The sequence below is a fragment of the Streptomyces sp. NPDC055506 genome, from assembly GCF_053643595.1.
Genome location: NZ_JBSHKH010000007.1, coordinates 134,629 through 145,532, shown reverse-complemented (window position 1 = coordinate 145,532; position 10,904 = coordinate 134,629). Strand labels below are relative to the sequence as shown.

Here is a 10,904-nt window from a genome sequence, read left to right as displayed (position 1 = left end):
TCGAGATCGACGAGAAGGCCGTACGCCGCGCCGCCGAGACCGGGCACCGCTGGCGTACTGCTGAGGCGTGGCGCGCTCATCCCTGTCCCCCTTCGGTCGGCGTGCGCGTTCCGGTGACTCGCCTGCGGGGGCCGCGCCCGGACGAGGGACCGGATCCGGCCTGTGGGCTCATCCTAGGCGGCAGGACGGAAGGGCACCCGTCCTGTGTGTGCTACCTGGACGGCTCCGGGAAAGGCGATCCGGAAGGGAAGGGAGTCGCCGAGGGCAGCCTCGCGGTCGCCCCCTCCACCTGCCGTACGGTGCCCGTTCCCGGCTGGTGGCCCGTGCCCGCGCCGGTGGAGAGCTGGGACCAGGCCCCGAGGGCCAGGGCCACGGCGGCGGCGGTGGCGACGACCCGCCCCGCGCGCCGGGCCTTGGCACGGCGGTCCAGGTCCCGCCAGGCCACACGCACCCACAGGTCCTCCGGCTGCCACAGGTCACCGACGGAGTGCGGGGGTTGGAGCCGCCGTCCCGCCGCACGCTCCTTCGCGGAGGGCTCCCTGGGGGCGGAGGCGCGTATCGAGTGCTCGCTGTCCGAGAGGAACCTCAGCCAGACCTCGTCCGGGATCGAGGGAACGCCGTCCGGCTCGTCGGGGTTTCCCCGCCCGCCCGGTCCTTCGGTGGTCATGTCCGTCATCCCCTCTCCGACCCTTGGCCTGATCACTGCGCAGCGCAAGATCAGTATGCCGCCCGGTGAGCTGAAAGGCCTCGCCGGAGAGGGGAAATCGGGCTTCACCTTGCGGCGGTCGCCTCCGGCAGCACATGGTCGCCGACCTTGTCGGTGCTCAGGCAGAGCGAGCAGACCACGGCGTCGTGCGTCCGGCAGGCGGCCACGTCCGGCCGCTCGAACCGCTGCCGGCACACATGGCAGTCGTAGGTGACGGCGCTGGGGTTGCCGTCCTCGTCCAGGAGCGGCTCGCTGATGCCGTCGTCCGTGCGGCGCAGGTAGTACTTGCCCTTGGTGACCACGGCCATCAGCGGCGTGAGGACGAAGGCGATGACGGCCGCGGCGACGGGGGAGTACGGCTGGAGCGTGTCGCCCAGCGCGTGGAAGTACATGGCGATGGACAGTGCGGAGGCGGCGACGAAGGCCACGACACCGACCGGGTTGACGGCGTAGAGCATGCCGCGGCGGAACTCGGGGGCGTGCGGGGACAGTTTCAGCACGTACTTGTTGATGCCGATGTCGGTGGCCACGGTGACCACCCAGGCGATCGCGCAGTTCGAGTAGAAGCCCAGGATGCTGTTGAGGAAGCTGAACATGTCGGCCTCCATCAGGGCCAGCGCGAAGCCCAGGTTGACCAGGACGAAGACCATCCGGCCGGGGTAGCGCTTGGTGACCCGGGTGAAGGAGTTGGTCCAGGCGAGGGAACCGGAGTACGCGTTCGTCACGTTGATCTTGATCTGGCTGATCACGACCAGGGCCACGGCCAGCGGGAGGACGATCCAGGACGGCATCATCGCGTCGAAGGCGTGCTTGAACTGCTGGATCGGCTCGGGGGCCGCGGTGGGACCGACCTCGGCGATGATGTAGACCGCGAGGAACACACCGATGGCTTGCTTCACAGCGCCGAGTACCACCCAGCCCGGTCCGGCCATCACCACGGCCGTCCACCAACTGCGCTTGTTCGCCTCGGTCTTGGGCGGCATGAAACGCAGATAGTCGATCTGCTCGCCGATCTGCGCGATCAGCGACAGACACACGCCCGCGCCCAGCAGCACGGAGGCGGTGTTGACGCCGCCGTCCCCGTCGGTGCCCGCGTAGGCGAGGAAGCGGTCGACGGTCCCCGGGTCGGTGGCGACCAGGTAGACCAGCGGGCCGACCATCAGCAGCAGCCAGATCGGTGTGGTCCACACCTGGAGCTTGCTCAGCGCCGTCATGCCGTAGATCACCAGCGGTATCACCATGAGGGTGGAGACCAGATAACCGAGCCACAACGGCAGTCCGAGGCCCAGCTTCAGGCCCTGGGCCATGATCGAGCCTTCGAGGGCGAAGAAGATGAAGGTGAAGCTGGCGAAGATGACGCTGGTGAGGACCGAGCCGAAGTAGCCGAAGCCGGAGCCGCGCGTGATCAGGTCCAGGTCGATGTTGTAGCGGGCCCCGTAGTAGGCGAGCGGAAAGCCGGTCACGAAGATGACGACGGCGGCGACGCCGATGGCGAGGAGCGCGTTGCCGGTGCCGTGGGCCAGGCCGATGCCGGCGCCGATGGAGAAGTCGGCCATGTAGGCGATGCCGCCGAGCGCGGTCGTCGCCACCACCATCGGAGTCCAGCGCCGGTAACTGCGCGGCGCGAAGCGGAGGGTGTAGTCCTCCAGGGTCTCCTTGACGGCCTGGTCGGAACCCGGCGCGGCATTCCGCGCCGGTTCCGGATCGGTGACTTCTGCCAGTCGTGGCTCGGTGCTCATGCCACGCCTCCTCGCTGCGGGTTGGGGACGACAAGGCAGGCACGGTAGGCAGCGGGCGTTACCCCTAAATACTTCCTGCGTGAAGGGAATGTTTCGGAGCCATCTCACGCGCAGACAGCGGCTACGGCACTCCGAGTTCGAAGAGCACATACCCCGCGTACGACCCGGAGGCCAGCGCGGCCGTGCCGAGGACCGTGGCAAGGGACGGCCATCCGAGCCGGCTCATCGCGAGGGCGAGAGGGACGAACAGCGGGAAGAGGGGCAGCAGATAGCGCGAGACGTTGCCGAAGATCTGCTGAGTCGTCATCACCATGAGGTACGACAGCACCGTGTAGACGACGAGTACGGCCGGCGGGCGCAGACGCAGCAGCAGCACTGTCAGCACCGGCACCGCCAGCACGACGCAGACGCCGATGACATCCTCGAATGCCCTGGCGAAGAGATAGTCGAAGTGCCCGACGGGAATGGACGTCAGCACCTTGAACGTGTGGGCTCCGCCGTCGAACTTGTGGGCCCACGCGCCGTCCTGGAGCTTGGAGTAGCCGTTGATGTCGCCCATGCGGTAGTTGACCCAGGCGAGATAGCCGAACAGTCCCAGCGGTGCGATCGCCACGGCGGCCAGCGGACGCAGAACACCGTCCGCGCGCCGGCGCAGGGACAGCAGCGCGGCGACGGCGAGGGCGGCGATCAGCGCGGCGGCGGTGGGCCGGCAGAGACCTGCCGCACAGTTCAGCAGACCGGCGGTCAGCCAGCGGCGGGACATGACGGCATGACAGGCCCACGCGGCGAGAGCCGTGTAGAGGGATTCCGAGTAGCCCGACCACTCCGTGCCCGAGCCGGGCCAGACCGCCCACAGCCCGGCCGCGACCAGCCCCGCCCGGTGGCCGCCCAGCCGCCTCGTCACGGCGTAGATGCCCAGCGCCGCGACGAACGAGGCGATCACGGACACCGTCATGCCGGCGCCGAACAGTCCGAGCCCGGTGCACTCCGAGACCAGGCGCATCAGCGCCGGGTACAGCGGGAAGAACGCCGCCGAGTTGCCCTCGAGCGTGATGAGGCCGGTCGCGCCCGGGACCGGTTCCAGGGCGGGGTCGTATCCGTGCTCGGCTATCTGCTGGTACCACCAGCCGTCCCAGCTGGCAAGGACGTCCCAGGCGTGCTCGCCGCCGCCGAAGCGGGGGTTCTTCTTCCGGAAGTCGCCCGTGGAATCCAGCAGATACATGAAGACGGCGAAGCCGGCCAGCTTCAGCACGCCGTACGTCAGCAGCACGGGACCGTAGCGCACGGCGGCCCAGCGCAGCCGATGGCGGAACTCCCGGGATCTGCGAGGGACTTCAGGAGGCTCGTGGCCCGACAGCGGTCGGCTCAGCTCGACGGTGCTCATGAGGATCCTGTCGTACGGCGGTCGTTGTCGCGGCCCGGGAACACCCAGGCCCGGAAGAGGAGGAAACGCAGCAGCGTCGCGGCCAGGTTGGCGGCGACGAGCGTCGCGAGTTCGACGTCGCGGCCGGCCCCTGGCGCGGCGTGGTGCAGTGCGGCCAGGGAACCGCTGGTCAGAGCCAGTCCCACCAGGAACGCCGCCAGGCCCTTGAAATGGTGGCGCAGCGCGTCGCCGCGCCCCCGCACCCCGAAGGTGAGCCGGCGGTTGGCCGCGGTGTTGGCGACCGCACTGGCGAGCAGGGCGAGCGCGTTGGCGGCCTGCGCCCCTGTCGCCGGTCTGAGCCCGAGGTAGAGCAGCAGATAGCACAGGGTGCTGGCGACACCGACGGCGGCGAAGCGCACCGCCTGCCGGGCGAGCCCCGTCGGCAGCTCCCCGGCGAGGTCGCAGTCGCCGCGGCGCAGCACGCTCAGCGGCAGCCTGCCGCAGGCCAGGGCCCGGCCCAGCCGCGCCATGCCCCGCAGATCGGCCAGCGCCGTGGAGACGATGCGCACCCGGCTGTCGGGGTCGTCCACCCAGTCCACCGGCACCTCGTGGATCCGCAGCCCCGCGCGCTCGGCGATGACCAGCAACTCGGTGTCGAAGAACCACCCCCGGTCCTCCACCAGCGGCAGCAGCCGCTCGGCGACGTCCCGACGCACCGCCTTGAACCCGCACTGCGCGTCGGAGAAGCCCACGGCAAGCGTGGAGCGCAACAGCCCGTTGTAGCAACGCGAGATGAGCTCCCGCTTCGGCCCGCGCACTACCCGCGAACCACGGGCCAGACGGGTGCCGATGGCGATGTCCGAGTGCCCCGAGATCAGCGGCGCGACCAGCGGCAGCAGCGCCGCGAGGTCGGTGGAGAGATCCACGTCCAGATAGGCCAGCACGGGGGCACGGGACCGTGACCAGGCGGCATGCAGCGCGCGGCCCCGCCCCTTCTCGGACAGCCGGATCCAGTCCGTGCCCGGCAGCTCGGCGGCCAGCCGCGCGGCGATCCGCGGGGTCCGGTCCGTGCTGGCGTTGTCGGCGATGGTGATCCGGAACGAGTAGGGGAACGTCTCGGCGAGGTGCGCGTGCAGACGCCGGACGCACGGCTCCAGATCGTTCTCCTCGTTGTACACGGGGACGACCACGTCGAGGACGGGGTCCGGGTGGTGCGCGGGCAGGGGCGCCCGGCGCGGCAACGCGTCGAGTTCTGAGGTCGGGCGGTCGATCAGCGCCGACCGCCGTTCGGTTCTCATGGCTGCTTACCGGTCTCTTTCTGGCGCGCGGCATACATGAGCGCCGGTTCGGGGCATGCCGAAGGCGCCCGTGTCGGTGGTGCGGTGACGAGAGTTCGGGGCGACGACGCCCCTGGCGGGAACCGCCTCTCAGGCGGCTACTCGGTACTGACCGATGCGGAGGGCTCCTGAGTCGTCTCCAAGGCGGAGGGCGGCGCCGCCGTACGGGTCGGGGGAGGGGGCGACGAGGGGAATGCCGTCGTGCTCCCGGTCGCGGAGGGCGTGGCGGTCGGCGTGGGACCGGTCGGCGTGCTCGTGGTCCCGGTCGGTGTGCTGCTGCCGGGCATGGTCGCGGGCATCGACGACGCCGACCCGGTCGGAGTCGGGCTCGGATCAGGGGAGTCGGTCGTGGGCCCGTTGTCGTGCGTGGGCGTCGGGCTCGTCGCGGGCCGCGGCCGGGGATCGGCGGGCTGGGCCTTGGTGAGCATGCTGGGCAGCAGGGCGAGCCCGACACTGAGCCCGGCCACCGCGACGGCGGAGCCGCCCGCCTTCCACAGCATTCGCGACCGGCGGCGGGCCCGGATGCCCTGGTGCAGCCGCTGCCGCTGCGCGGGCTCGTAGGGAGTGTGCTGCTGCGTGTCGCGCATCAGCCGCGACAGGTCCCGCTCGAAGTCGTCCATCGTTTCTCCCTTCACCTCACGGGCCTGACGGCGTCGGACAGGATCTGGCGGAGGCGTGCCACTCCGCGTGACGCGTGGGACCGTGCGGTGCCCACGGGGCAGCCCAGCGCCTGGGCGACCTGGGCCTCGGGAAGGTCCTCGTAGTAGCGCAGCACGACGGCAGCCCGCTGTTTCGGCGACAGCAGGGCCAGCGCGGCCTCCAGTCGCGAGCGCTCCGCCACGGTGGAGGACACGTCGCCCGGGTCGGCCCGGTCCGGCAGCTCATCCACCGGGCGCTCGCCCCACCAGCGCCGCCGCGCCGAGCGCGCCGCCATCCGCACCAGCACCGTGCGGACATACGCCTCCGGGGCCTGCTCCGCGACCTTCGGCCAGGCGAACCACAGCTTGACCAGGGCCTCCTGCACCAGGTCCTCGGCCCGTTGCCGGTCGCCCCCCGTGAGCAGCCGCGCGACATGGAGCAGCGCCGACCAACGGGCGGCCACGAACTCGTCGAAGCCGTCCGCCCCCCGAACCTGCTCCATCCTCACCGTCCCGCGTCTCAGTGGCCTCCTACACCTCTGAAAAGACGCTGGACCCCACCTCACGCTGCACCCGGATCATGTGATCCACCTCACTCGTGCCGGACCCGGGCACGGAAAAGGGCCCGTGCACAGGCACAGGCCCTTCCGATGTACGCCTGGGGATGGCGCTTTGTCCGCCTGGACGCGGCGATGTCGCGCGGAATCACCTGCCGCCCGGGCCGCCCCCGCCGAACGAACCGCTGCTGCCCTCGTCCCACCGCGGGCGCTCCTGCGACGCGCTCCTGCGGTTGCCCACGTTGCCGTGGGCCTTCAGCCGGTGCGGCGTCAGGCGGTCCTGGCTCCGCGGCACCTCCTCGGGCTCCCTGCGCTCACTCACCTCGCGGACCGGGCCGCCGTCGGGCAGCCGCGGCTGTTCCTCGGGGCGTGGCGTGGGCAGCTCCCTGCGCTTGATGCGAACGCCGAGGACGAAAGCCCCCAGCAGCAGGGCCACGACCACCACTCCCGCCACGACCAGCCCGATGCCGAGGGCGCCACGGCCCGCGGCCATGTCCATCCATGCGGTATTCATGGCGACGCGGGTACCCCTGGTCCTCACCATGAACCTGCCCATCCCGGGAGCACCGGGTTTGACGGGCATCGACCGGGGCTACCCGCGCGGTGTGACTTCGACGACATCCCAGCAGGAGCTGTTCCGGTTCCTGGAGGACCGCTTCGCCTGCGCGCAGGCGTGTACAGAATGCGCACGGGCGTGCGCGCTGCGCGCGAGCCTTGTGGATCCCGACGGCACCGAGAACCAGGAACTCGTACGACGCAAGGGCATCATGTGCGCGGAGGTCTGCGACGCGACCTGCCGTGTGCTGTCCGAGCAGAACCAGGTGGACGAGGGCACCATCCGCGCCCAGGTGGAGTGGTGCCGGACCGTGTGCCTGGAGGCGGCCCACGCATTCGACCGGCAGCCGGGTGCGGAGGACTCGGCGACGGCGTGCCGCGCGTGCGCGCGGGCGTGCACGGACTTCCTCGCCACGCTGAACTGACATCGCCATTCCCAATTTCTGAAACGCGTTCTACGGTGTGCGCCGACAGGACCGGCCTGGGAGCCTGGAGGCGCCGTGCACCTCGAATACACGCCCGAGCAGCAGCGGCTGCGCACCGAACTGCGCGCCTACTTCGCCGAACTGGTCCCGGACCACGCCAGCGCCCGGCACGGCGAGCCCGCCGCACAGAAGCGGTTCTACCGCGAGACGATCCGGCGGCTCGGCACGGACGGCTGGCTCGGCGTGGGGTGGCCCGAGGAGTACGGCGGGCGCGGCCTGACCGCCATGGAGCAGTTCATCTTCTTCGACGAGGCCGCCCAGGCCGGCGTCCCGCTGCCCCTGATGGCGCTGAACACCGTCGGTCCGACGATCATGCGGTACGGCACCGACGAGCAGAAGGCCTACTTCCTGCCGAGGATCCTCTCCGGCGAGATCGACTTCGCCATCGGCTACAGCGAGCCCGGCGCGGGCACCGACCTCGCGTCCCTGCGGACCCGTGCGGTGCGGGAGGGCGACGAGTACGTCGTCGACGGCCAGAAGATCTGGACCACCAACGGCGACACCGCCGACTGGGTGTGGCTGGCGGTGCGCACCGACCCCGACGCCCCGCCGCACAAGGGCATCACGATGCTGCTGGTGCCGACCACCGACCCCGGCTACTCGTGCACCCTGATCAACACCCTCGCCTCGCACGACACCACGGCCAGCTACTACGAGAACGTCCGCGTCCCCGTCTCCCGCCGGGTCGGTGCCGAGAACCAGGGCTGGCGGCTGATCACCAACCAGCTCAACCACGAGCGCGTGACCCTGGCCGCCCACGGCACCATGGCGATCCGCGCCCTGCACGACGTGCAGCGCTGGTCGACGGAGACCAAGCTCGCCGACGGCCGCCGGGTCGCGGACCTGCCCTGGGTACGCCGCCTCCTGGCCCGCACCCACGCCCGGCTGGACGCCCTCAAGCTGCTCAACTGGCAGATGGTCAACTCCGTCCAGGAAGGCACCCTCACCCCGCAGGACGCCTCCGCCGTCAAGGTCTACGGCTCCGAGGCCCGCCGCGACGCCTACGCCTGGCTCATGGAGATCGTCGCGGCGCCGGGAGCCTTGAAGGAGGGCTCGGCGGGCGCGGTCCTGCGCGGCGAACTCGAACGCGGTTACCGCTCGGCGGTCATCTTCACCTTCGGCGGCGGCAACAACGAGATCCAGCGGGAGATCATCTCGTGGATCGGGCTGGGGATGCCGCGGGTACGTCGCTGATCAGCTGTGACCACCGACGCTAGTTGTCACATACCGAGGATGGTTGGCACCAACCAACGGGATGTCCATGGCCGCCGAATTGTGAAATGGCAGTGAGCACTTTGCTACGAGGACCGGAAATCGCCGTGGACTCGGACCCCGCCGCGAGGTGGCCCCGCTTCAGGGGTGAGTGGGTGCCGCCTTCCGGGCCGCGAGTTCTCCGCTGGCGCCGCGTCCGAGGTTGCCCGTGGACGTACACCAGCGGCAGCTGGCGTTCTGGCGGGGATCTTGGAGATGCCGTTCGCGGGTTCGAGGGCGGTGGATGACGGATCCGAGGTCGTCGTCGCTCTCGTGCAAGCCTGCGGATGCGAGAAGGAAGTGGGTCACGGCCTCGCCGACGGCGAGTGTGTTCAAGGGCATCACGCTGGGTGCCGGTACACCGGGGACGTACCGGGCTTGCTCGCGTTCGGCCTCGGGGTGCATCTCGATGGCGAGTTCGGTCGGGTCGATGAGGCCGTTGCACCACATGCAGCCGACCCCGGGAGTGATCAAGCGTGTGGCGGTGTGGATCTGCCCGATGCCACCGTCCGGGGAAACGGGGATCTTCACGCCGACTTGTGTGGCGGGGATGAGGAACTCGTGGACGACGGCGTTGACCCAGTGCCGCGCCGAATGACTGTCTGCGGCCAGGAAGATCCAGTCGCATACCACCAGCTCACGTAGTGCCTCGGGGCTCTCGACTCGTCGCGGGACCGTGGTCAGGCGGATCTGTGGATTCGCGCGGGTTGCGTTTCGGGCGGCGAGATCCGTTTTCGGCTTGTCGATATCGCTCCGCTCGGCTCCCAGCAGCCGCGGGAGGTTGGTCGCGTCAACGGTTTCGTTGTCTATGAGGACGAGTTCCCCGACGCCGAGCCGGGCAAGTTCTTCGACGGCAATGCTGCCGACACCGCCGAGGCCGACGATGGCGACGCGTAGCCGGGCCAGTGTCTCTTGCCCGCGGTCGCCCAGAAGCCGTGCCTGCCGGTCCCACACGGGGGCAGAGACAGCCGTTGCGGCAGGAGTCGGTCGTAGCCGAATGAGGTTCCCGGCGGGGATGACGGTTTCGCTCAGAGGGGTCCTGCTGCCGTCGGGAAGCCATAGGTCGCCTGCGGCGGCGTGAGGGGTGAGGACAAGGCCGCCGACGGCCTGTCCGCTGATCTGCCGCAGGGTCGCGTATCCGCGTTCGTGACTGGCCAGGTCGACGTGGGAGAACTGGACCTGCCCGAGGCCGAAGTGGCAGTGGACGGCGAGGTAGGACAGCTGCTCATCCCGGGCGCGGACGATCGCGTCGCGGACGAACGTCGAAGACAGCGCGCGATGGCCCCTCTCGCCGGGGACGTAGTCCTCATCGTCACGGGCGACAAGGAGCTCGCGGGCCAGGAGACGGGGGCCTCGCGGACCCTCGGCACGACCCGCGAGGATGACGGCCCCGTGTTCTTCGTCGTCTCTGAAGAGGTGCTGGGACAAGTCGGTCCAGAGCCGGGGCGGGAGGGTGAGGCTCCAGCCGTCAGCAGGTGGGTTCACTGGTCGGCGAGCCACCGGCGGATCCTTTCGGCCTTGAGCGCCGCGTTGTCCACGGCGGCGTCGCGGCGGTTGGACCGGCGGGAGATCTGCAGGGCAGGACGGTCTTGCCAGCGGACTTGTTGGACGGCCGGTCCGTGCGGCTGACCGTCGGCGCGCACGAGGACGCCGGTGTAGTGGGGATAGATGTCGGCATCCGGATAGGCGGCGCTGATATGGAATCCGAGCCATGTCATCGAAGGCGCGTATGCGGAGCCGACAGGTACGTTCTCGATGATCACGACCACTCCGCCGGCGCCGTCTGCATGAACTACAACCGGGTGACCGGCGAAGTGGGAACGGACGGCCTCGACGGCTTCGGCGATCGCCGGAGCGAGGGTGATCACGAGTTGTCGTCCGGAGGGACGGCCAGGAACTCCTGATGCGGGTGAACGTGAACGGACTCGTCATCAGCCACGACGTCGTACCGGCCATTGCCCCGGCGGACGGAGAGCTGAAAGCCCTCATCGATCGGGAGGCCCTGGGCAATGGAGGCCCGCTTGATTTCCAGGCCCGTGGCCTCGTGGTCCGGGAGGACGACGGGTTGGCCGTTGACCGTCACGGTGACGGCGTGCGGCCTGGGCGGAGCCACCTCCGCGGCTCCCTCGTTGGTGCTCGTCATCGGCGTGCATCCTTTCTTCCGGCGCGCCGGCCCGCGGCTCGGACGCGATGTAGCGAGAACGCCTCAGTGTTTCGAAAGTCGAACACTGAATCACGGTAGCACCCATGTGTTCTGGATGTCGAACACCGAT

The 10,904-nt window shown here is 69.9% G+C and carries 12 protein-coding genes; 2 read left to right on the top strand and 10 right to left on the bottom strand.

What is annotated here, in order from left to right; all coding sequences use genetic code 11:
- Nucleotides 1–211: 211 nt before the first annotated feature.
- The 7 genes from ACWIF2_RS05130 to ACWIF2_RS05100 form a co-directional block, all read right to left on the bottom strand.
- Nucleotides 212–667, bottom strand: a complete 456-nt coding sequence (locus tag ACWIF2_RS05130; protein WP_454358680.1) for a hypothetical protein — start codon at nt 665–667, stop codon at nt 212–214.
- Nucleotides 668–771: 104 nt separating this feature from the next.
- A complete protein-coding gene (locus ACWIF2_RS05125) occupies nt 772–2,445 on the bottom strand; it encodes a purine-cytosine permease family protein (protein ID WP_454358679.1) in 1,674 nt (557 codons plus the stop codon).
- 121 nt (nt 2,446–2,566) lie between these two features.
- A complete protein-coding gene (locus ACWIF2_RS05120; RefSeq protein ID WP_454358678.1) occupies nt 2,567–3,829 on the bottom strand; it encodes a hypothetical protein in 1,263 nt (420 codons plus the stop codon).
- Nucleotides 3,826–5,106 carry a glycosyltransferase gene (locus ACWIF2_RS05115; protein ID WP_454358677.1) on the bottom strand — a complete coding sequence of 427 codons (1,281 nt, stop codon included), beginning with the start codon at nt 5,104–5,106 and terminating at the stop codon, nt 3,826–3,828. Before ACWIF2_RS05115 ends, ACWIF2_RS05120 begins: the two co-directional genes overlap by 4 nt.
- Before the next feature lie 137 nt (nt 5,107–5,243).
- The gene (locus ACWIF2_RS05110) at nt 5,244–5,765 is read right to left on the bottom strand and encodes a cellulase (protein WP_454358676.1); all 522 of its coding nucleotides are present in this window, start codon (nt 5,763–5,765) and stop codon (nt 5,244–5,246) included.
- Between the two features lie 11 nt (nt 5,766–5,776).
- Complete coding sequence (locus tag ACWIF2_RS05105; RefSeq protein WP_454358675.1) at nt 5,777–6,286, bottom strand: SigE family RNA polymerase sigma factor; 510 nt, start codon at nt 6,284–6,286, stop codon at nt 5,777–5,779.
- A gap of 202 nt (nt 6,287–6,488) precedes the next feature.
- Nucleotides 6,489–6,854 (bottom strand): DUF6479 family protein, encoded by a 366-nt coding sequence (locus ACWIF2_RS05100; protein WP_454358674.1) that lies wholly within the window; start codon nt 6,852–6,854, stop codon nt 6,489–6,491.
- 91 nt (nt 6,855–6,945) lie between these two features.
- On the opposite strand from ACWIF2_RS05100, the gene ACWIF2_RS05095 reads away from it, so the two are divergent.
- Both ACWIF2_RS05095 and ACWIF2_RS05090 read left to right on the top strand, forming a co-directional pair.
- Nucleotides 6,946–7,320, top strand: a complete 375-nt coding sequence (locus ACWIF2_RS05095) for a ferredoxin (RefSeq protein WP_382488425.1) — start codon at nt 6,946–6,948, stop codon at nt 7,318–7,320.
- Between the two features lie 75 nt (nt 7,321–7,395).
- Nucleotides 7,396–8,574 carry an acyl-CoA dehydrogenase family protein gene (locus tag ACWIF2_RS05090; protein ID WP_454358673.1) on the top strand — a complete coding sequence of 393 codons (1,179 nt, stop codon included), beginning with the start codon at nt 7,396–7,398 and terminating at the stop codon, nt 8,572–8,574.
- Nucleotides 8,575–8,733: 159 nt separating this feature from the next.
- Here the strand turns inward: ACWIF2_RS05090 and ACWIF2_RS05085 are convergent, their stop codons facing one another.
- From ACWIF2_RS05085 to ACWIF2_RS05075, 3 genes are read right to left on the bottom strand one after another with little or no spacing between them, the layout of a single operon-like run.
- Complete coding sequence (locus ACWIF2_RS05085; RefSeq protein WP_454358672.1) at nt 8,734–10,059, bottom strand: ThiF family adenylyltransferase; 1,326 nt, start codon at nt 10,057–10,059, stop codon at nt 8,734–8,736.
- Between the two features lie 53 nt (nt 10,060–10,112).
- Complete coding sequence (locus tag ACWIF2_RS05080) at nt 10,113–10,499, bottom strand: hypothetical protein (protein ID WP_454358671.1); 387 nt, start codon at nt 10,497–10,499, stop codon at nt 10,113–10,115.
- The gene (locus ACWIF2_RS05075; RefSeq protein WP_454358670.1) at nt 10,496–10,774 is read right to left on the bottom strand and encodes a multiubiquitin domain-containing protein; all 279 of its coding nucleotides are present in this window, start codon (nt 10,772–10,774) and stop codon (nt 10,496–10,498) included. Before ACWIF2_RS05075 ends, ACWIF2_RS05080 begins: the two co-directional genes overlap by 4 nt.
- Nucleotides 10,775–10,904: the final 130 nt, after the last annotated feature.